The organism is Marinobacter sp. SS13-12 (genome assembly GCF_030227115.1).
Taxonomy (GTDB): Bacteria; Pseudomonadota; Gammaproteobacteria; order Pseudomonadales; family Oleiphilaceae; genus Marinobacter.
The window spans coordinates 1,068,057-1,087,861 of record NZ_JASSUA010000001.1; the positions used below are offsets into that span (position 1 = coordinate 1,068,057).

The following is a 19,805-nucleotide window of genomic DNA, read 5'->3' on the forward strand; positions in this document are numbered from 1 at the left end:
GGTAAGCCCTCCTTAAAAAAACAGCTCTTGCAGTTTGTTACCAGGCTCTTCGGCACGCATGAAGGACTCGCCCACCAGGAAGCCGTAGATACCGCGATCAGTCATGGCAGTGACATCGTCACGGGTCATGATGCCGCTTTCGGTGATGGTCAGGCGATCTGTGGAAATCCGCTCGTGCAGGTCAAACGTGGTGTCGAGCGATACGTCGAAGGTGTGCAGGTTACGGTTATTGATACCCACCAACGGCGTGGAGAGGGTCAGGGCATCGTCCAGTTCCTCACCGTCGTGAACCTCCACCAACACGTCCAGACCGATTTCATGGGCAATTCCCTCAAGTTCCTGCATCTGGTCTCTGGTCAGGCAGGCGGCGATCAGCAGGATACAGTCGGCACCAATGGCCCGGCTTTCGTAGACCTGATACGGCGCCACCATGAAGTCCTTGCGGATTACCGGCAGGCTGCAGGCAGCGCGCGCGGCTTTCAGATAGTCTTCGTGGCCCTGAAAGAAGTCTTTGTCAGTGAGCACGGACAGGCAGGCCGCGCCGCCCTTTTCGTAGCTTTCGGCGATAGCTTCAGGAACGAACGGGTCCCTGAGAATGCCTTTGCTGGGTGAGGCTTTCTTGATTTCGGCAATGACCGCGGGCGTACGCTGTTCAATGCGGGCGCGAAGGGCGTTAGCAAAGCCTCTTGCCGGCGGTTGATCACCGGCCATGGCTTTCAGGTCGCCAATCGAAACCGTGCGCTTGCGCTCGTCAATTTCCTCCCATTTCCGGTCAACGATTTTCCGCAGGATGGTGGGAGTCTTATCCAAATGTCTGTCAGTCATATCAGGCCCGTTTCAGAAACACTGGGAAAAGTCAGCAAGCTCGGACATCTTGCCGGCAGCCAGGCCGGAGCCCATGGCATCCAGGGCCATCTCCACGCCTTCCCGGGGAGTTCTGGCCAACCCGGCAACGTAGATGGCCGCGCCAGCATTCAGGGCGATCAGGTCGCGGGCCTTTTCGGCCATTTCATCGTGACCACGGCCGAAGGCGGCCCGGATCAGTTTCAGTGAATCCTCGGCCGTATCCACGGTCAGGCCGACAAGAGCCTGGCTCTTGATACCAAGATCTTCCGGGGTGATTTCGTACTCGGTGATCTCGCCGTTTTTAAGCTCCGCCACGTGCGTGGAACTGGCCAGGCTGATTTCGTCCAGGCCGTCTTTCGAGTGCACAACCATGATGTGTTCGGCACCCAGGCGCTGCAGAACCTCTGCCATGGGGCGGCACAGCTCTTTGGTGAACACACCGATCAACTGGCGCTTGACGCTGGCCGGGTTGGTCATGGGGCCGAGGATATTGAAAATGGTACGGCAACCCAGCTCCTTGCGCGGGCCGATGGCGTGTTTCATCGCGCCGTGGTGAGCCGGGGCGAACATGAAGCCGACGCCGATCTCTTCCACACAGCGTGCGACTTCTTCGGGTTTCATCTGCAGGTTGATGCCGAGATTCTCCAGCAGATCCGCGCTGCCGCTCTTGGAAGAGACCGCACGATTACCATGCTTGGCCACAAACCCGCCAGCGGCAGCCACCACGAAAGAAGCGGCAGTGGAAACGTTGAACAGGTTGGCTCCGTCACCACCGGTACCGACAATGTCCACCAGTGGCTCGGCGTTGACGGTCACTCTGGTTGCCAGCTCGCGCATGACTTCGGTGGCACCGGTAATTTCGTCGATGGTTTCACTCTTCAGGCGCAGGCCCATCAGAAAAGCTCCGATCTGCGCATCGGAGGCTTCGCCTTTCATGACGATGCGCATAACGTCCTTCATTTCCTCGGTGGACAGGTCCAGGTTCGAGGCAATGCGGTTGAGTGCTTCTTTCATGTCCATTCTTGGGCCCCTTGGGTCAATCTGCTTATTGTCTTCTGTGTTTGGGTCTAGCTTAGCAATTTCCTTTGTGGTGTAGGACCTGTTGTTGGGCTAACTCTCTGGCTGGGAGTTTGGTCGATGGCCGGGGTGGCCACTTCCCAAAAGCGCCTCAAGACATCCCTGTGCGGCTCGAGCTCCGCCATCCATGGCTCCGCACGTTTTGTGAAGTGGCCACCCCAGCCATTTCCCCTTTGAGCCTGGGTGAGGGCTTATGCACTGCTCAGTTCCCTTAAACTCCAGTTGTCCCAGTATGAGTGGCGAACGCACTCGAACAACCCGCCAAGAGGGCGTTGATGGGGAGAGGGTTCTCCAAACCGTGCGGAGCCATGGATGGCGGAGCCCGAGCCGAACAGGGACGTCCTGAGGCGTGTTTGGGGAACCCTCTCCCCATCAACGTCCGGAGTCAGAACCACGCTCCAGAGGCCACCAAAACAAAACTAGCTTCTAAGGAAATTCCGCAACAACTCATGCCCCTGCTCAGTCATAATAGACTCAGGGTGAAACTGCACACCCTCAATGGGCAACGTCTTGTGCCGAATGCCCATGATTTCCTCAACAGAGCCGTCATCATTCCGGGTCCAGGCTGTCACTTCCAGGCAATCTGGCAAGGTTTCCTTGTCGATCACCAGGCTGTGATAGCGGGTCGCCTGCAGCGGGTTGCTCAGGCCACGGAACACGCCCTGGTCCTTGTGATACACCGGTGACACCTTGCCGTGCATCACCCGCCCGGCGCGGATCACATCGCCACCGTAAACCTGGCCAATGGCCTGGTGGCCCAGGCACACGCCCAGGATCGGCAGCTTGCCGGCAAAGTGGCGGATGGCCGCCATGGAGATGCCCGCCTCGTTGGGCGTGCAGGGCCCCGGGGAGATCACCAGGCGCTCCGGCTTCAGGGCTTCGATTTCCTCTACCGTGATTTCATCATTGCGGTACACCTGAACATCCGCACCCAGCTCGGCCAGGTATTGCACCACGTTGTAGGTGAAGGAATCGTAGTTATCGATCATCAGCAACATAATCTGTTCCTCCGCCTCAGTGGTCGAAATCGTTGTAGGTCATGGCCACCGCGCGGAAGATCGCGCGGCCCTTGTTCATGGTTTCCTTCCACTCGAGGCGGGGCACCGAATCGGCCACCACGCCAGCGCCGGCCTGGATATGCAGGGTGTTATCCTTGATCACGGCGGTGCGGATGGCAATGGCGGTATCCATGTTGCCGTTGAACGACAGGTAGCCCACGGCACCGCCGTACACGCCACGCTTGACCGGCTCCAATTCATCTATGATTTCCATGGCGCGGATTTTCGGTGCGCCACTCAGGGTGCCGGCGGGCAGGGTGGCCCGCAGGACATCCAGGCAGCTGGTGTTCTCTTTCAAGCGGCCGGTGACGTTGGAGACAATGTGCATCACGTGGGAGTAACGCTCCACGATCATCTTGTCGGTCAGTTTCACGGTGCCGGTTTCCGATACTCGGCCCGCGTCGTTGCGGCCCAGGTCGATCAACATCAGGTGCTCGGCAATTTCCTTGGGGTCGGCCAGCAACTCGGCTTCCAGGGCCTTGTCCTCGGCATCGGTGGCGCCGCGCTTGCGGGTGCCGGCGATGGGGCGCACGGTGACTTCCTCGTCTTCCACCCGGGCCAGGATTTCCGGCGAGGAGCCGACGATGTGGAAGTCCTCCAGGTCCAGGAAATACATGTAGGGAGAAGGGTTCAGCACCCGCAGTGAGCGATAAAGGTTCAGCGGTGGCGCCTCGAACGGAATCGACATGCGCTGGGAGATGACGGTCTGCATCACATCGCCGTCCAGCACGTATTCCTTGATCTTGCCGACAGCCGCTTCGAACTTCTCCTGGTTGAAGCCGGAGATGAAGTCGCTCTCGTCCACCGTCTTGCCGCGCAGGTGCTCCGGGGTGCGAGGTGCGTTGGCAGTCTGGCGGTGCAGTCGCGATTCCAGTTCATCAATGCGTTGCATGGCCTGTTTATAGGCGCCTTCCTGGCTGGGGTCGGCATGGACGATCAGATGCAGCTTGCCGCGCAGGTTGTCGAACACGACCACCTCGTCGGATACCATCAGCAGGATATCGGGCGTACCGATCTTGTCCGGAGGGCAGGTCTTGCGCAGTCGCTTTTCAATATAGCGCACGGTGTCGTAGCCGAAGTAGCCCACCAGACCGCCATTGAAGCGCGGCAACTCGTCCAGGTCCGGCGCGTTGAAGCGGGCCTGGTAGTCTTCCACGAAGGCGAGTGGATCGTCCGCCGTCGTCTCCTCCACTACCTTGCCGTCGCGGGTAATGGTGATGTCGTGGTCAAAGACCTTGAGGATTTCGCGACTGGGCAAGCCGATGATGGAGTAGCGGCCCCACTTCTCGCCACCCTGCACGGACTCGAACAGGTAGGAGTACGGGCCGCTGGCCAGTTTGAAATAGGTGCTAAGGGGCGTGTCCAGGTCAGCGAGGACTTCGCGGTATACAGGGATACGGTTAAAGCCGGCCTCGGCGAGCTCGGCAAAATGCTCGGGTGTCATGGTAACGATTCCTGAAATCTGATCTGTATGGTGGTTTTTCGGGCGGCATTCAGCCGGTACGCCATCGCCACCATCGTGTTGCGCGGGTTGTCAGTATGCCTCGCGCTGTCATCAGACTCAGTCCCTGCACGGCAGGAATCTCCCGAATTGAAGGTTTCAAAATCAATATCCTGTGAGATTACAAAAGCTGCGCCAGGGAATCAACAACTGCGTCCGCCCCCAGTGAATCCACCGGTGCCCCGTAATTGTAACCATAACGTACCGCTACAGAGGGTATGCCCGCCGCCAGGGCGGCGCTGATGTCGGTGACCGAGTCCCCGACCATAACCGTGGTGCCCCGGGTGCCGCCGAGTTCGGTCATGGCGTGGATCAGTGGCTGTGGGTCCGGCTTGCGCACCGGCAGGGTGTCACCGCCAATGCTGATGTCGAACCAGTGCTCAATGCCCATCTGCTCAAGCAACGGCGCCACGAACTGTTCCGGCTTGTTGGTAACAATGCCCATGCGGCAACCGTAGTCAGCCAGCCTGGTCAGGCATTCTTCCACACCGTCGTAGAGCACGGAATGCTGGCCGTTCAGGTTTCCGTAGGCGTGGTAGAACATGGCCAGTGCATCGTTGAACAGCGCATCGTCCTTTTCAGTGGCCGGTTCCCAGTCCGCCCGTCCGGCAAGGGAGCGGCGTACCAGAACACCGGCGCCATTGCCGACCCACTGGCGAACGTTGTCGATGCCGACTTTGCGGCGACCTAGCTGTTCCAGCATGGAATCAATGGCGGCCGCCAGATCGGGGGCGCTGTCCACCAGCGTGCCGTCCAGATCGAACAGTGCAACCCCTGGCCAGCGCTGGCTGAACAGTCCTGCGAGGCTCATTGGTTCGAGCCCAGTTTGGCCAGTTCCAGTTCCGCCCGCATTCTGTCGATGGTGGCTTTGTAGTCGTCGGTATTGAAGATGGCAGAGCCGGCGACAAAAGTATCGGCACCCGCCTCGGCGATCTCGCGGATGTTGTCGGTTTTCACGCCACCGTCGATTTCCAGGCGGATATTGCGACCACTGGCGTCAATGCGCTTGCGGGCTTCCCGCAGCTTGTCGAGGGTGCCGGGAATGAATTTCTGGCCACCAAAGCCGGGGTTCACGGACATCAGCAGGATCATGTCCAGCTTGTCCATGACGTGGTCAGTGTAGTGCAGCGGCGTGGCCGGGTTGAACACCAGGCCTGCCTTGCAGCCGCCCTCGCGAATCAGCTGCAGCGAGCGGTCAATGTGGTTCGATGCTTCCGGATGGAAGGTGATGTAGCTGGCACCAGCATCGATAAACATGCGGATCAGGTCGTCCACCGGGGACACCATCAGGTGAACATCGATGGGTGCGGTCACGCCATGCTTGCGCAGGGCTTCACAGACCATGGGGCCGATGGTCAGGTTGGGCACATAGTGGTTGTCCATGACATCGAAATGGACAATATCGGCACCGGCGGCCAGTACGTTATCGACTTCCTCGCCCAGTCGGGCAAAATCGGCTGACAGGATGGACGGGGCAATCTGGTAAGGGTTCATGACGGCTCTCTCGAACTATTGATAAAAATATCGATGATGGCGTGTGCAGCGGTCCCTGCTTCAGAGCGTGCTAGTCTATCAGTTCGATGGTGATTTTTCGCACGGAATGAGTGACAGCCTGTGAGCAAATGGTTTGAAAGAGTGGTTATTCCTCCTTTGATAATCCTTGCCAGCATTTTTATCGCTGGTGCACCGGCAGTGGTGGCTCAGGACGATGGGGAACCGCAGGGCGAAGAGGCGGAAGCCTCTGCTGCCAACCGCGAAAGGGCGATGATCTCATCGGGGCTGGACTCAGACACAATCGCGGCAAAGTGGCCGGACGCTGCCGTCTGGCTGGGGCTACCGGAAGAAGAGCGGGTGCTGGCACTGTTTGCGCCGGAAGCAGACACCCCCGCGCAGGGCGCCCTGGTGATTCTTGCCGATGAGGGCCAGTCGGCAGCCTCCGGGCTGGCGGGGGCCCTGCGCCAGCCCATGGCGCGAGCTGGCTGGGCGGTAATGACGCTGGGGCTGGAGCCACCGCCTTTTGCGCTTCAGCAGGCGCACAGGCAGCAAGCGGCAGCCGCCCCTGAGCAATCGCAGGAAGGCGACGACGTCGGGTCGGTCATGATTGACGTGATGGACAGTGTCGACGTGGAAGAGCTGGAAGATCAGTACCGAACCCGGATCCAGAAAGCCCTGGCAATGTCGGTAGGACACCTTGAGGACCGCGGCTATGAGCGGGTGGCTGTCGCCGGCATTGGCCTGGCAGCGGGCCATGTTGCGCGGATGACAGGCACCGAGGGTGGTGATGTGTCCGAGCTGATCTGGATTGCGCCGGTGTTTGACCACAACGATTCGGCTACCCTGACGGAATGGCTTTCGGGTGGCGGGCAGATCAGGGTGCTGGAGCTTCACAATTCCCGTGCACCGAAGACAATGGCGGGCGCGGGGTTCAGGTCGCCGAAGCAGCGTGAGGCAGCATTCCGGCGGGAAGGAATTGCTACCTATACCCGGCAACCGGTTGCGATGGCGGAGCGCCCGGAGCCCCGGGATGCACCCGCGCTGGCCAACCGGATATCCGCCTGGCTGGCGTCAGACCGATAAAGGTGGTCAGCCACCCACGGCACTGGACGACCCGATAACCACCCCGCCACAACTGATGCCATCACCGGTCAAAGCCGCAGGTTTGCCTTCAATCATCACCGTCGGGCTGCCGGCCGCAATCGCACGGGGGTGCGGGGGGTGTTTGGGCTTGGAGTGCATGGCGAGCTGGTCACCAAGACGCGCGACGGGCTTGCCGTCAATCAGGACAGTGGCGCTGCCGGTAATGACCGGGGTGGGAGGGAAGCCGTTGTGGTCGGTTCCGATGTCTCCGAGGAGGACGAGTTTCTTGCCCATGGGAATGCTCCTTTTCGATGGGTCACTCAGGCCGCTGTTCCGTGGGCCCGTTCTGGATATACGTTCAACGGCGGAAGTCTAGCAAGCCTGGCTTTGAATTCAAAACCCAGAGCTCAAACCGACAGACGCTTACTGATCAGCTCCCACGCCTGCTGGTATCTCAACAACCGGTCCTTGGCTTTGGCGAGTTCCGCAGGGCTGAGATCCTGCTGCGCCAGCTTGTCCGGATGGCACTCCGATACTTTTTTGCGGTAGGCCCGTTTGATGATCTCACGCGAATCCCGGCGGGTAACCCCCAGAAGCTGGCACGCCTGCTCAAAGGTAGAAGGGCGTGGCTGGGCTTCCGGTTCGGTGATCCAGACCTTGCAGGCGTAGCTCTCCAGGATGTCGTCACTGACCCGGATGGGCAATCCGATCTGGTCGATGGCGTCCTCGCAGCGATAGCGCCTGGATTTCTCAGGCCGCCCCTGCAGTTGTGCCGCATGGCACAGGCAGATGGCGACACGCAGCGCGGGAGACGGCCAGATCCAGTGGGTCAGCTTGAGGCCAAGGGCTTTCATGGCGGGGATGCGTTCGGCTGTCTTACCTTTGCGAAAATGGCCAATCGCCTTTCGGCGCTGGCGTGGGGACAGTTTCAGGGCTTTCATCAGCGCTTCGGCAAAGCCGACGTCTTTCTCTGTCACCCGGCCTTGCGACTTGGCGATGTAGCCGAGGAAAAAGAACAGGCTGCGGCGACACCAGCGCGGCAATTGCGTTCTGATCAGCAGCTCGTTGGCCTGATGGCCGCAGGCTGCCAGCTCCCCGAGCAGTTCGCTGAACTCGGCTTCCATGCGTGCCGGAAGGCTGCTATCCCTGGAGTCGGAGGTCATGGCTCAGCTCTCGCTTCCTTTGAGTTTGCGGTCCAGCTCGCGGAGCCGTTCCGGCGTGCCGATATCCATCCACTGTCCGGTGTGGTGCAGGCCCCTGACCTGTTTTCGCGCCATGGCGTTTCGCAATAGGGGAGCAAGCTTCCGGGCGCCGGGCAGAAGCCCTTCGAACAGTCGGCGATTAAGCAGACTGATGCCGGTAAAGGTCAGCATCTCTGGCCCGTTTTCGGTAACTGTACCGTCCTGGTGCAGGCAGAAATCCCCGGCCGGGTTGTGATCCGGGTTGTTGGTCATCACCAGCAGGGCCTCGGCATTTTCGGGCGGAGTGAGCTGCGCGAGGTCGAAGTCGCACCAGATGTCGCCATTGATCACCGCGAACCATTCATCCCCGGCGCTGGTCAGCAAGGGCAGGGCCTGGATGATGCCGCCGGCGGTTTCCAGCGGTTCGCGTTCCCTTGAATACTCGATGGACACGCCCAGCGCGTCGCCATTGCCCAGTTCGTCCTCAATCTGCATGCCCAGCCAGGCGTGGTTGATCACCAGTTGCCGGAAGCCCGCCGTTTTCAGTCGTTCCAGGTGATGCACGATCAGCGGCTTGTCACCGGCGGGAAGGAGCGGCTTGGGTGTTGTCAGAGTCAGCGGCCGCATGCGCTCGCCCTTGCCGGCCGCGAGGATCATGGCTTTCACTGGCCGGATGTCTCCACTGGGCCGATCTGTTGTTCGATGGCGGGCACCACGGTGTCGGTCAGCCACTCATGGAAGTGGCGCAGGGCGGCCTGCCTGCTGCTGGCCTCCACCAGGTAGCCTACGGTACGGGGAACGTCCTTCAGGAATCCGGTCTTGCCATCACGGATTGCCAGCCTGGCGAAGATGCCGGCGGCTTTGAGATGGCGCTGCATTCCCATGAGCTCCAGCCATTGGCGGAAGCTCGCCTGATCGGCCTTGTGCAGGCCGGCATCCTTACTGAGCAGTCGAAACTGTTCTGTCCATTGGCGGATGCGCTCCTCCGGCCAGCGGATGTAGCAGTCTTTCAGCAGTGATACCAGGTCATAGGTGACCGGGCCGCGCACAGCATCCTGGAAGTCGATCACGCCGGGTCTGTCGGTACCCGTACGGACCAGCAGGTTGCGGGAATGATAGTCCCTGTGCACGGCCACTTCCGGCTGGGCCAGGGCGCTTTCACGCAGGAAAGCAAAGGTGGTCTCTAACAGGGCCCGCTCTCCGTTGCCAAGTGTCAGCCCCAGCTGTCGGGTCAGCAGCCAGTCCGGGAACAGGTTCATCTCGCGCTCCAGCAGAGCGGTGTCGTAGGCTGGCAACGGATAATCCGGTGTGTCGCCGGCGCTCTGGATGCGAACCAGCTCCTCCATCGCAGCCCCGTAAAGCCGGTCGGCATTGTCGGTATTCAGCGCGCTGAGCATCAGTTGGTCACCGAAATCCTCCAGCAGCAGGAAACCACGGGTCAGGTCCTCATAAACCACGTCCGGCACCGCTATGTCCAGGCTGCGCCAGTGATGGGCAATGGCGACAAAGGGTTTGCAGTCCTCATGTTCAGGGGGGGCGTCCATCACAATGTAATGTTGTGATCCGGTGCCATGGGGGTCGCCGCTGACCCTGAAATAACGCCGGAAGCTCGCATCCCCGGATACCGGCTGGGGTGTTGCCTGGTCAAAACCGGGAAGGCTTCTGACCCACTGGGTGAGCATTGTCAGGCGGGTATCCATGGGTTGGCTGGTTTCCTGGCTCAGAAATGAGTGACGTATGAACCTTCCGGTTCATTGCGGAAAGTTAGCAGATCAGTATAGAGACGGTAAAACGGTTTTGCAGCAATGGCTGGTTTCGGCCGGTTTCCGTTAACAAGGCAAAGGGTGGCGTGTAAACTAGGCCGCTGTTGAATTGTCTCTGACATCTGCAAACCCATTCACGACAGGAACCTTCTCATCGTGCCAGCCCTACCAAGGAAGCTGCGAACAAAGACGCACCGAATGTGGCACTGGTCAGGGTGTGTGACTGTTTTTGTGGCGGGCTGTTTGGCGTTGGCGCTTTCACCAGCGGTAGTGGCTCAGTCATCGCCGTCTGCGGCAGAGATCGACTGGCGGCCCAGATCGGAGTTGCCTGAGGAGGTTCGCCGCTCCCTGCCGGATTTCTGTGAAGGAGGCTACCTGCCTTCGGTTGTGCCTTCGATTGCGCCGACGGGTGCGAACGCAGAGGCAGTGGCTGACAGCAGGCAGGCCCCTCTGCGGGCCAGTGGCCTCAACGCCAGGTACGAGATTGACAACGAGCTCTATCTTCGTGGGGATGTTCGTCTGCAACAGGCAGGCTTCAGGGTCACCGGGTCAGAGGCGCGTTACAACCAGGCTGCGGGCTCTGTCGCTATTGAGGGGCCGCTGACCAGTCGTGGTGAAGGGTTTCTGCTGACCGGTGAACGCGCGAACTACGATGTAAACAGCGGCAGGGTGGACATCAACACGGCCACCTTCCTTTTGCACGGCCCGGAAATGCGAGGCTCTGCCGGTCAGCTGTCCCGTACAGCGGAAGACCAGGTGCAAATACGCCAGGGCTCGCTGACCACGTGCGCCCCTGACAGCAATGACTGGGCCATTGTGGCCTCTGACATTCAACTGGACCAGGCCGAGGGGGTAGGTACAGCGAAGCATGTGCGCCTGGAAATCAGCGATATTCCGGTGTTTTACTGGCCTTACGCCAGTTTTCCTATCGATGACCGCCGCAAGACCGGCTTCCTTTATCCCTCTTTCGGTACCTCCAATACTGGCAGCGGCGCCTTTCTCTCCGTGCCTTACTATCTGAATCTGGCGCCCCATTACGATGCGACCCTGACACCCCAGTATATCCATGGGCGCGGTCTGTTTACCGAGGCCGAAGGGCGTTATCTGAGCAGCCTGGGGGAGTCTGTGCTGCAGGTGGGCTATGCCGGTAACGATTCCGAGTTTGAGCGTGAATTCCCCGGTGAAGATGGTGAACGCTGGGGCCTGGATTTCAGCACCCGGGCCGCCTTTGGGGGCGGCTGGAATGGCTACGGTGACTATTCCGTGGTCAGTGATGACGACTATCTGAGTGACCTGAACCGCACTCTTGAGATCAACCGCGCGACCCACCTGCTCCGACGTGGTGGTGTGCGCTACCGGGATTCTTCACAGTATTTCGAGACCTATCTCAGCGGTTACCAGACCATCAGTGATTTCATTGCTGATGAAAACATTCCCTATTCGCAATTGCCGGAAGTTATATACGGTGCCGCCTTCGATGCCGGCCCTGCAGAACTGTCACTGGAAAGCCAGTACACCTACTTTTACCGTGATAATGCCGACCTGACCGGTCTGGATCGTGCCAACGGCCAACGCGTCAGGGCCATCCCGGAGGTGGCGCTTCCGGTGCGGGCGCTCTGGGGCTACGCGCGGCCATCGATCAGCGTGGACTATACCCGTTACGAACTGGAAGATTACAACCTGAGGGAGCCGGGGTTTGACCGCACCGTACCGGTGGCGGAATGGGACTCCGGTCTGTACTTTGACCGACAGTCCAGCCTGTTTGATATTCCCTATAACCAGACCCTGGAGCCCCGCCTCTATTACGCCTGGGCGGATGCAGACGCGGACCAGACGTTTATCCCGGATTTCGATACCACCATCCGTTCATTCAGCTTTGATCAACTGTTCCAGCGCAACCGTTTCAGCGGTGGTGACCGTGTTGGTGACACCAACCAGCTTACCGTGGCACTGACCAGCCGCTTCAATGATCTGTTGACAGGCGCCGAGCGGGCGCGGTTCAGCATCGGGCAGGTGCACTATTATGATGACCGGGAAGTGACCCTGGCCGGACAGGGTGGTTCCGACGCCAGCGATTCACCACTGGCCGGTGAGATGATTCTGCGGCCGGTCGATGGGCTGGAAATCCGGACCGCCGGGTTGTGGGAGCCGGATACCCAAAAAACCGAGGAAGGCCGCAGCCAGCTGATATTTCACTCACCTGACTATCGCTATCTGGCCAGTGTGGGTCACAGCTATCGGCGAAATGAATTCGAACAGTCGGATATCGGGGGCGTTGTTCCTGTCACAGACCGTGTTAGTCTGATCGGCCGCTGGGTCTACGATTCGCAGCTTGATCGTACGGTCGGCTCACTGGCCGGGCTGGAATACAACAATTGTTGCTGGAGTGTCCAGCTGGTGCATCAGAACTATCTGACGGACGATCAGGAACTTGAAAGCCGCATGCTGTTCCAGATCCAGCTCAAGGGGTTGGGTGGCAGCGGCGGATCGTCCGACGAAATATCCGAAGCCATATACGGCTTTGATGAAAGGGAACGTCGCCGGTTCGGCGGTCGCTGAGTGTTGATAAGTCCGGGTACGGTGTGTCCGGCGAGAGGCAGTATTTTTCCATACAGAGGTGACTATGAAGGCGAACCTTCGCCATTGTGCACGAATACTACTGGTACTGATGGTTGTGGCCCTGTCTGCAACGGTGCAGGCCGAACGCAAGCTGCTTGATCAGGTGGTTGCGGTGGTCAATGACGATGTCATTCTGCAGTCCGAGCTGGAAGCCCGGATCAACACCATTGTGGGCCGACTGAGTGCCCAGGGCACCGGCCTGCCACCCCGTGACATTCTTGAAGAGCGGGTGCTTGAACAGCTGATTACCGAGTCGATCCAGCTGCAGATGGCCGACAGGGCCGGTATGCGCATCAGCGATAACGAGCTCAACGAGACCATGGCGGCCATTGCCCGGCGCAACGACATGACGCTGGCGCAATTTGAGCAACAGCTGAGCCAGGAAGGGGTCACCTACCGCGAAGCCCGTGAGCAGATCCGCAATGAAATGATCACCAGCCGGGTCCAGCAGCGTCAGGTTGGCAATCGTGTGCGGGTAACGGACCGGGAAGTACAGAATTATCTTGACGCAATGGCGGGCCAGGGCCGCAGTAACGCGGAATACGAGCTTGCGCACATCCTCATCGAGGTGGACGATTTTAATGACGAGGAAGAAGTCAGCGCTGCCCGCGAGAAAGTAGAAGCGCTGCGTGAAGACATATCTTCCGGCAGGGACTTTCGCGAGGTTGCCGTTGCCGAATCCGACGCCAACAATGCCCTCGACGGCGGCAATATGGGCTGGCGAGCGGAGAATCGGCTGCCGTCACTGATTGCTGACGTGGTGCCAGACCTGGAACCGGGGACGGTTTCGCCGGTTCTGAAGAACAACAGTGGTTTTCACCTGGTCATGGTTATGGATCGTCGTGGTGGTGATCAGGCCCAGGTGATCGAGCAGTCCAGGGTTCGCCATATTCTTGTGCGCACCTCGGAAACGGTGTCCGAGAGCCAGGCGGAAGACACGATCCGGGAACTCTATCAACAACTGGAGAACGGCGCTGATTTCGGTGCGCTTGCCCGGGAGTACTCCGACGACCCGGTGTCCGGCTCCGACGGCGGCAACCTTGGCTGGGTCAGCCCGGGACAGATGGTGCCGGAGTTTGAGCAGGCGATGATGGCGGCCGATGTCGGCGAACTGAAAGGGCCCTTCAGGTCACAGTTCGGCTGGCATATTCTGGAAGTGCAGGAGCGCCGTCAGCAGGACATCAGTGGTGATATCCGGGAATCCGAGGCGCGGCAGGCGATCTATCGCCGCAAGTTTGATACCGAGCTTCAGAACTGGCTGCGGGAGATCCGCGACGAAGCCTTTATTGAGTTCAAGAACGGCTATTCCGGAGACACCAGCGAGTCATGAAGCAACCGGTCACCCTTGCACTGACAGCAGGCGAGCCGGCGGGCATCGGCCCGGAACTGTGCCTGCAACTGGCCCTGGAGGAACGTCAGCCGGGGATGGTCGTGGTGGCCTGTAAACACCTGCTGCAAGCCCGGGCACAGTTGCTCGGGCTGGCTGTGGAGCTGGAAGACTGGAAACCCGGAAGCCGGGCAGCCACCGAGCCGGGCCGGCTTTCTGTCATGCATGTCGACGGCCTGGCCTCCACCGCTGCCGGCAAGCTTGACCCGGCCAATAGTGCCTATGTCGTGGAAACGCTGCGAACCGCTGCCCGGGGCTGTCTCGACGGCGTGTTCGATGGCATGGTGACAGCGCCGGTCCACAAGGGCGTTATCAACGATGCCGGCATCGCATTCAGCGGCCACACCGAATTTCTGCAGGAACTCTGTGGCGTTGAGCGGGTGGTGATGATGCTGGCCACCGACGAGCTTCGGGTTGCACTGGTCACCACTCACCTGCCCCTGAAAGACGTCTCCGCGGCTATCACTCCCGAGCGTCTGACCCAGGTCACCCGTATCCTTGACGCTGACCTGCGCAAATACTTCGGCATCGAACACCCGGTAATCCTGGTTGCCGGCCTCAACCCTCACGCCGGCGAAGGCGGCCACCTGGGCAGGGAAGAAATCGATGTTATCGAACCTACCCTGGAAAAACTCCGCCAGGAAGATATCACCCTGACCGGCCCGTTGCCGGCCGATACCCTTTTTACGCCCCATTGGCTGGACAACGCCGATGCGGTACTGGCCATGTACCATGACCAGGGCCTGCCGGTACTCAAGTTCCAGGGCTTCGGCCGGGCCGTTAACATAACCCTCGGCCTGCCCATCGTTCGCACCTCCGTTGATCACGGCACCGCTCTCGACCTGGCTGGCACTGGCAAGGCGGACGCAGGTAGCCTGAAAACCGCGATCAGAGTGGGTGAGAAAATGGCAAAATCCGCAAAAAGAGAAACCTTCGAGTGAGCAACAAACACGGCCATCAGGCCAGAAAACGCTTCGGCCAGAATTTCCTCCACGATCCTGGCGTGATCGAGCGCATCATCCGCGCCATCAACCCCAAGCCGGACGATGCCCTGGTGGAGATCGGCCCCGGCCTTGGCGCCCTCACTGAAGAAATGCTCGCGGTGAATCCCGACCTCCAGGTGGTCGAGCTGGATCGTGACCTGATCCCCGTACTCAGAACCAAATTCTTCAACTACCCCAATTTACGGATCCACCAGGCGGATGCTCTCAAGTTTGATTTTGGTGAGCTTGTGGCCGACAAGCCTCTGAGAATCATCGGCAATCTGCCGTACAATATTTCCACGCCACTGATCTTCCACCTGCTGGGCCATTCGGGCGTGGTGCAGGATATGCACTTCATGCTGCAGAAAGAAGTGGTACAGCGGCTGGCGGCCGTTCCCGGGGACAACAATTACGGCCGGCTGGGTATCATGGCCCAGTATTTCTGCCGCGTGCAGCCTCTGTTCGAGGTGGGTCCGGGGGCCTTCCGCCCGGCGCCGAAAGTGGATTCCGCCATTGTCCGCCTGGTGCCCCACAAGACATTGCCGCACCCTGCCAAGGACTACAAACTGTTGCAGGCGGTCGTGCGTACTGCCTTCAGCGCCCGCCGCAAGACCCTGCGCAAGGCGCTGGCCGGCATGGTGACGGTGGAGCAGCTCAACAGCATTGGCATTGACGATGGCCTGCGCCCGGAAAACCTGGGCCTGGCGGAGTATGTTGCGATTGCCGACCTGCTGGCGGACACTAAACCCGAAAGCCACAGTGCCGACGAGGTAAGCCATGACTGACTACGCCATTGGCGACATCCAGGGCTGCTACGAGCGCCTTCTGGATGTCCTGGCCAAGGTGGATTTTTCCCCCTCCCGGGACCGGCTCTGGGTCGCGGGTGACCTGATCAACCGTGGCCCGTCGTCCCTGGAAACCCTGCGTTACATTGAAGGCCTGGGCAGTTCCGCGGTGGTGGTGCTCGGCAACCACGACCTGCACCTGCTGGCTGTGGCGCTGGGTGGCCATGCTCTCAAGAACAAGGACACCCTCTCGGATATTCTTGACGCGCCAGATCATGAACACCTTTTCGACTGGTTGCGGCAGCAGAACCTGTGTATCCACGACGCCGACCGTAACTTCGTGATGGTTCATGCCGGATTGCCCCATATCTGGTCGGTTGACGAAGCGGTCCGTTACAGTCGGGAAGTTGAAGAGGTTATTCGCGGGCCGGAGGCAAAAACCTATTTTGCGCAGATGTACGGCAACCAGCCTGAACGCTGGGACCCGCAACTCACCGGCATGGATCGCTGGCGCATTATCACCAATTATTTCACCCGCATGCGCTTTATTGCCGAAGACGGCACGCTTGAGCTCGCAGCCAAGGAATCCGCGGCATCGGCACCGGATGGCTTCGCCCCATGGTTTCGCTTTCCGCGCCCGGATGCTGTGCGTGTGGTGTTCGGCCACTGGGCGGCCCTGGAAGGTCAGACCGACAGTAACCGGTTTATCGGGCTGGATACCGGCTGTGTCTGGGGTGGTGTTCTCACGTTGATGAACCTGGATACCGGGGAAAAGATCCATTGTGACTGCTAGACACGTAGAACCCCTGCGGATCGCGCTGGTCTGCGGTGCCCTGTTTGCCCTGCTGGCGGTAATGGCCGGTGCGTTCGGCGCCCATGGTCTGCGGGGTGTACTTGGCGATCGCGGCCTTGAAGTTTTCCAGACTGCCGTCACATATCAGGTATACCACTCACTGGCACTGATTCTGGTTTCGATACTCCCGATGGCGGGGTTGTCACGGCGCCTGCTCGGTATTGCTGCCGGGTTCTTTCTCGCCGGCATCCTGCTGTTCAGCGGGAGCCTGTACCTTCTGGTGCTCACCGACATTCGCTGGGTCGGGCCGGTGACACCGATTGGCGGTGCCAGCTTTATGGTGGGCTGGATACTGGTGGTTATCTCGGGATTCAGGCGCTAAAAAACAGACGTTATGCAGGTAAGGGCTATGCAGGTTCAGGTAAATGGTGATCCCATGGAGCTTCCCGACGAAGCTACGGTGGCAGTGTTGATTGAGCGGTTGGTACTGGCTGGCAAGCGCCTGGCGGTGGAGGTGAACGAAGACATTGTTCCGCGCAGCCAGCACACCGAGTTCAGGCTCAGCGAAGGCGACAGGGTTGAGGTCGTTCACGCCATTGGCGGCGGCTGAGGCTGGTTGTTTTTTTATTCCCGATTTCAATGACAGGTTCAGGTGTTCAGCATGAGTGAAAGTTCCGAAAGACCACTTCCCGAAGACAAGCCACTGGAAATTGCCGGCCGGGTCTACCAGTCCCGCCTGCTGGTGGGCACCGGTAAGTACCGCGACATGATGGAAACCGGCCACGCCATTGAAGCCAGTGGTGCCGAGATCGTGACCTTTGCCGTACGTCGAACCAACCTTGGCCAGAACCCGGATGAGCCCAATCTGCTGGATGTGGTCTCACCCGACCGGTACACCATGCTGCCGAACACGGCCGGATGCTACACCGCCAGGGATGCCGTACGAACCTGCAAGCTGGCCCGTGAACTGCTGGACGGCCATGATCTGGTCAAGCTGGAAGTGCTGGGCGAAGAAAAGACGCTCTACCCGAACATGACAGAAACCCTGGTGGCGGCGGAAGAGCTGATCCGGGACGGTTTCAGGGTGATGGTGTATTGCTCCGACGACCCCTTGTTGGCCAAGCGCCTGGAAGAGATGGGCTGTATCGCCATCATGCCCCTGGGCGCACCCATCGGCTCCGGCCTGGGTATCCAGAACCGCTACAACATCCGCCTGATCGCCGAAAACGCCAATGTACCGGTGTTGGTGGATGCCGGCGTTGGAACGGCTTCGGATGCGACACTGGCCATGGAGCTGGGCTGTGATGGCGTACTGATGAACACTGCCATTGCCCTGGCCCAGGACCCGATCCGCATGGCCAAAGCCATGCGTCTGGCGATAGAGTCCGGCCGCGATGCTTACCTGGCGGGTCGGATGCCGAAGAAGCTCTACGCCAGCGCGTCCTCCCCCATCGATGGCACCTTCTTCTGATCTGGGGCACAATCTCGACTTAAGGTGCCAATACAGGCGGGCGCGTCCATTCAGGACACGCCGTGAATACGTCCCTGTAGGCTCGTAAAAAACGTCCCTGTTTTTTACGGTCCTGAATGGACGCGCCCGCCTGTATCCATACTTCTGAGTTAACCAGAGCGTTGCAGTCCTGTTATGACAGAACAAAAACCAAGTCGTCGAGAAGCGATTCTCCATGCCCTAGTTGAACTCCTGGAAAAAGATCCCGGAGCTCGTATTACTACCGCTGGCTTAGCCAAATCCGTAGGGGTGACCGAGGCGGCCCTGTACCGCCATTTCCCCAGTAAACGGAAAATGTTCGAGGCTCTTATCGAGTTTGCTGAAGAAGCTGTGTTTTCCCGATGCCAGGTGATCCTTCAGGAACAGGAAGAGGTACGGGTCCGTCTTCAGCAACTGGTTCACCTGGTGCTGGTGTTTGCCGAGCGTAATCCCGGATTGTGCACAGTACTGACCGGGGACGCCCTGATGGGTGAGAATGACGCCCTGCGCAAGCGCGCCTCTCAGTTTTTCGAGCGGCTGGAAACCCAGGTGCGGCAGGCACTGAAGGAGGGTGAGATTCGCCAGGGCCTGCGGCCAAGGACCAGTTCGGCCCGCGGTGCGGATTTTGTGCTGGTGTTTGTTGAGGGCAGGGTGCAGCGGTTTATCCGGTCTTCGTTTTCCCGGTTGCCTTCCAATGATTTCGAGGAGGCCTGGGGGCTGGTTGCCGAGGCTGTCTGGGGTGGCAACCCCTGACCCGCGGTAACACGTAGGTCGGATTAGGCGAAGCCGTAATCCGACAATCAGGTGTCGGCTCTGACTCGGTTTGTCGGATTACGCTGCGCTAATCCGACCTACATTCTACAATTCCGAGCAGCTTATTCGTAGCCAGAGGCCTTACGCAGAATCTCCCGCACCGGTTCCCAGACCGCCGGTGCCGAAATCAGGATATCCCGTCCCCACAGGTCAGCCGGGTAACCATCCGGCACTTCACTGAAATGCCCCGCCGTTGCACCTGCTTCCAGGGCTATCAGCCGTGCGGCGGCGAAATCCCAGGGGCTGACGTTTTCGTAGTAGATGTCCAGCCGGCCACAGGCCACCCAGCAGATGTCCAGTGCGGCTGAACCGATGCGGCGAAGGTCGCGGCACTGGTGAATCATGGCGTCCAGGCGGCGTAGCAGTGGTTCCAGGCTGTCCTTGGTGTAGGGGAAGCCGGTAGCGAACAGGGAATCCCTGGGCACGGTGGCTGCGCTGTGTTGTATCGGGCTGCCATTCAGCGTGGCGCCACTGCCGCGAACGGCGCGGAAGGTTTCACCGGCAAACAGCGCATGCACCACGCCCACCTGAACCCGGCCTTTTTCGGCGTAAGCAATAGAAACCGCGACCTGGGGATGACCATAGGCGTAATTCACAGTGCCGTCGATGGGGTCGATAATCCACAACGGAGTGTCCAGCTCCTCAGCCTGGCTCAGGTCGGGCATGGTTTCTTCGGAAAGAATGCGGTGATCGGGGAAGCGCTCGCGAATGGCGCCGGTGATCATCTCGTCCGCCATCACGTCGGCGTGGGTGACCAGTTCCGTCTGTTGCTTGTAGTTCGTGCGCAGGGTGTTTTCGTCACGCTCTCGTTTGACCAGTTCGCCGGCCTTCAGGGCCAGCTCTTCGGCGAAACTCGCAATGGTGGCAATGGTCTCCGGGTCAGACAAGGTTGCGCCCTCCGATCAACAAATGAGGGCGCCAGTCTAACATGAT

21 protein-coding genes are annotated in these 19,805 nt (G+C 59.8%); 10 read left to right on the forward strand and 11 right to left on the reverse strand.

Features of this window, described 5'->3' with window-relative positions; translation table 11 throughout:
• Positions 1-12: 12 nt before the first annotated feature.
• The 6 genes from trpC to rpe all read right to left on the reverse strand — a co-directional run bounded on the left by trpC (position 13) and on the right by rpe (position 5,976).
• A complete protein-coding gene (trpC, locus tag QPL94_RS04865; protein WP_285355883.1) occupies positions 13-825 on the reverse strand; it encodes an indole-3-glycerol phosphate synthase TrpC in 813 nt (270 codons plus the stop codon).
• A gap of 12 nt (positions 826-837) precedes the next feature.
• Positions 838-1,866 (reverse strand): anthranilate phosphoribosyltransferase, encoded by a 1,029-nt coding sequence (gene trpD / locus QPL94_RS04870; protein WP_285355884.1) that lies wholly within the window; start codon positions 1,864-1,866, stop codon positions 838-840.
• A 476-nt stretch (positions 1,867-2,342) separates the two neighbouring features.
• Positions 2,343-2,921, reverse strand: coding sequence for an aminodeoxychorismate/anthranilate synthase component II (locus QPL94_RS04875; protein ID WP_285355886.1), 579 nt, complete (start codon positions 2,919-2,921; stop codon positions 2,343-2,345).
• Between the two features lie 16 nt (positions 2,922-2,937).
• Positions 2,938-4,425 (reverse strand): anthranilate synthase component I, encoded by a 1,488-nt coding sequence (gene trpE / locus QPL94_RS04880; RefSeq protein WP_285355888.1) that lies wholly within the window; start codon positions 4,423-4,425, stop codon positions 2,938-2,940.
• 178 nt (positions 4,426-4,603) lie between these two features.
• Positions 4,604-5,293, reverse strand: a complete 690-nt coding sequence (locus QPL94_RS04885) for a phosphoglycolate phosphatase (RefSeq protein ID WP_285355890.1) — start codon at positions 5,291-5,293, stop codon at positions 4,604-4,606.
• Positions 5,290-5,976: a ribulose-phosphate 3-epimerase gene (gene rpe, locus QPL94_RS04890; protein ID WP_285355891.1), complete on the reverse strand. Its 687-nt coding sequence runs from the start codon at positions 5,974-5,976 to the stop codon at positions 5,290-5,292. Before rpe ends, QPL94_RS04885 begins: the two co-directional genes overlap by 4 nt.
• Positions 5,977-6,096: 120 nt before the next feature.
• On the opposite strand from rpe, the gene QPL94_RS04895 reads away from it, so the two are divergent.
• Positions 6,097-7,059 carry a DUF3530 family protein gene (locus QPL94_RS04895; protein ID WP_285355892.1) on the forward strand — a complete coding sequence of 321 codons (963 nt, stop codon included), beginning with the start codon at positions 6,097-6,099 and terminating at the stop codon, positions 7,057-7,059.
• 6 nt (positions 7,060-7,065) lie between these two features.
• On the opposite strand, the gene QPL94_RS04900 is transcribed toward QPL94_RS04895, so the two are convergent.
• From QPL94_RS04900 to QPL94_RS04915, 4 genes are all read right to left on the reverse strand, one after another.
• Positions 7,066-7,353 carry a type VI secretion system PAAR protein gene (locus QPL94_RS04900; protein ID WP_285355893.1) on the reverse strand — a complete coding sequence of 96 codons (288 nt, stop codon included), beginning with the start codon at positions 7,351-7,353 and terminating at the stop codon, positions 7,066-7,068.
• A gap of 113 nt (positions 7,354-7,466) precedes the next feature.
• Positions 7,467-8,222, reverse strand: a complete 756-nt coding sequence (locus QPL94_RS04905; protein WP_285355894.1) for a DnaJ domain-containing protein — start codon at positions 8,220-8,222, stop codon at positions 7,467-7,469.
• Positions 8,223-8,225: 3 nt separating this feature from the next.
• Positions 8,226-8,906, reverse strand: coding sequence for an N-acetylmuramate alpha-1-phosphate uridylyltransferase MurU (gene murU, locus QPL94_RS04910; RefSeq protein ID WP_285355896.1), 681 nt, complete (start codon positions 8,904-8,906; stop codon positions 8,226-8,228).
• Positions 8,903-9,940 (reverse strand): aminoglycoside phosphotransferase family protein, encoded by a 1,038-nt coding sequence (locus QPL94_RS04915; protein ID WP_285355897.1) that lies wholly within the window; start codon positions 9,938-9,940, stop codon positions 8,903-8,905. The genes murU and QPL94_RS04915 overlap by 4 nt, the downstream gene beginning before the upstream one ends.
• Positions 9,941-10,201: 261 nt before the next feature.
• On the opposite strand from QPL94_RS04915, the gene QPL94_RS04920 reads away from it, so the two are divergent.
• The 9 genes from QPL94_RS04920 to slmA all read left to right on the forward strand — a co-directional run bounded on the left by QPL94_RS04920 (position 10,202) and on the right by slmA (position 18,812).
• Positions 10,202-12,562 (forward strand): LPS-assembly protein LptD, encoded by a 2,361-nt coding sequence (locus tag QPL94_RS04920; protein WP_285355900.1) that lies wholly within the window; start codon positions 10,202-10,204, stop codon positions 12,560-12,562.
• A gap of 64 nt (positions 12,563-12,626) precedes the next feature.
• Complete coding sequence (locus QPL94_RS04925; protein ID WP_285355901.1) at positions 12,627-13,952, forward strand: peptidylprolyl isomerase; 1,326 nt, start codon at positions 12,627-12,629, stop codon at positions 13,950-13,952.
• The gene (gene pdxA / locus QPL94_RS04930; RefSeq protein ID WP_285355902.1) at positions 13,949-14,950 is read left to right on the forward strand and encodes a 4-hydroxythreonine-4-phosphate dehydrogenase PdxA; all 1,002 of its coding nucleotides are present in this window, start codon (positions 13,949-13,951) and stop codon (positions 14,948-14,950) included. Before QPL94_RS04925 ends, pdxA begins: the two co-directional genes overlap by 4 nt.
• Positions 14,947-15,777 carry a 16S rRNA (adenine(1518)-N(6)/adenine(1519)-N(6))-dimethyltransferase RsmA gene (gene rsmA / locus QPL94_RS04935; protein ID WP_285355904.1) on the forward strand — a complete coding sequence of 277 codons (831 nt, stop codon included), beginning with the start codon at positions 14,947-14,949 and terminating at the stop codon, positions 15,775-15,777. The genes pdxA and rsmA overlap by 4 nt, the downstream gene beginning before the upstream one ends.
• A complete protein-coding gene (locus tag QPL94_RS04940) occupies positions 15,770-16,570 on the forward strand; it encodes a symmetrical bis(5'-nucleosyl)-tetraphosphatase (RefSeq protein ID WP_285355906.1) in 801 nt (266 codons plus the stop codon). Before rsmA ends, QPL94_RS04940 begins: the two co-directional genes overlap by 8 nt.
• Complete coding sequence (locus QPL94_RS04945; RefSeq protein ID WP_285355908.1) at positions 16,560-16,952, forward strand: DUF423 domain-containing protein; 393 nt, start codon at positions 16,560-16,562, stop codon at positions 16,950-16,952. Before QPL94_RS04940 ends, QPL94_RS04945 begins: the two co-directional genes overlap by 11 nt.
• Before the next feature lie 12 nt (positions 16,953-16,964).
• The gene (thiS, locus tag QPL94_RS04950) at positions 16,965-17,180 is read left to right on the forward strand and encodes a sulfur carrier protein ThiS (protein WP_285355910.1); all 216 of its coding nucleotides are present in this window, start codon (positions 16,965-16,967) and stop codon (positions 17,178-17,180) included.
• Between the two features lie 51 nt (positions 17,181-17,231).
• Complete coding sequence (locus QPL94_RS04955) at positions 17,232-18,041, forward strand: thiazole synthase (RefSeq protein ID WP_285355912.1); 810 nt, start codon at positions 17,232-17,234, stop codon at positions 18,039-18,041.
• Between the two features lie 174 nt (positions 18,042-18,215).
• Entirely contained in the window at positions 18,216-18,812 is a 597-nt protein-coding gene (gene slmA, locus QPL94_RS04960) for a nucleoid occlusion factor SlmA (RefSeq protein WP_285355914.1), read from the forward strand.
• A 122-nt stretch (positions 18,813-18,934) separates the two neighbouring features.
• On the opposite strand, the gene QPL94_RS04965 is transcribed toward slmA, so the two are convergent.
• Positions 18,935-19,759 (reverse strand): inositol monophosphatase family protein, encoded by an 825-nt coding sequence (locus tag QPL94_RS04965; protein WP_285355915.1) that lies wholly within the window; start codon positions 19,757-19,759, stop codon positions 18,935-18,937.
• Between the last annotated feature and the right edge of the window lie 46 nt (positions 19,760-19,805).

Bases quoted from the DNA above. Each gene is read 5' to 3' on its own strand.
- thiS (WP_285355910.1), top strand. From the start codon at position 16,965: ATGCAGGTAAGGGCTATGCAGGTTCAGGTAAATGGTGATCCCATGGAG.
- QPL94_RS04955 (WP_285355912.1), top strand. From the start codon at position 17,232: ATGAGTGAAAGTTCCGAAAGACCACTTCCCGAAGACAAGCCACTGGAA.
- QPL94_RS04900 (WP_285355893.1), bottom strand. From the start codon at position 7,353: ATGGGCAAGAAACTCGTCCTCCTCGGAGACATCGGAACCGACCACAAC.
- pdxA (WP_285355902.1), top strand. From the start codon at position 13,949: ATGAAGCAACCGGTCACCCTTGCACTGACAGCAGGCGAGCCGGCGGGC.
- trpC (WP_285355883.1), bottom strand. From the start codon at position 825: ATGACTGACAGACATTTGGATAAGACTCCCACCATCCTGCGGAAAATC.
- QPL94_RS04940 (WP_285355906.1), top strand. From the start codon at position 15,770: ATGACTGACTACGCCATTGGCGACATCCAGGGCTGCTACGAGCGCCTT.
- QPL94_RS04885 (WP_285355890.1), bottom strand. From the start codon at position 5,293: ATGAGCCTCGCAGGACTGTTCAGCCAGCGCTGGCCAGGGGTTGCACTG.
- QPL94_RS04905 (WP_285355894.1), bottom strand. From the start codon at position 8,222: ATGACCTCCGACTCCAGGGATAGCAGCCTTCCGGCACGCATGGAAGCC.
- QPL94_RS04915 (WP_285355897.1), bottom strand. From the start codon at position 9,940: ATGGATACCCGCCTGACAATGCTCACCCAGTGGGTCAGAAGCCTTCCC.
- QPL94_RS04920 (WP_285355900.1), top strand. From the start codon at position 10,202: ATGTGGCACTGGTCAGGGTGTGTGACTGTTTTTGTGGCGGGCTGTTTG.
- trpD (WP_285355884.1), bottom strand. From the start codon at position 1,866: ATGGACATGAAAGAAGCACTCAACCGCATTGCCTCGAACCTGGACCTG.
- QPL94_RS04925 (WP_285355901.1), top strand. From the start codon at position 12,627: ATGAAGGCGAACCTTCGCCATTGTGCACGAATACTACTGGTACTGATG.
- slmA (WP_285355914.1), top strand. From the start codon at position 18,216: ATGACAGAACAAAAACCAAGTCGTCGAGAAGCGATTCTCCATGCCCTA.
- QPL94_RS04875 (WP_285355886.1), bottom strand. From the start codon at position 2,921: ATGTTGCTGATGATCGATAACTACGATTCCTTCACCTACAACGTGGTG.
- rpe (WP_285355891.1), bottom strand. From the start codon at position 5,976: ATGAACCCTTACCAGATTGCCCCGTCCATCCTGTCAGCCGATTTTGCC.
- trpE (WP_285355888.1), bottom strand. From the start codon at position 4,425: ATGACACCCGAGCATTTTGCCGAGCTCGCCGAGGCCGGCTTTAACCGT.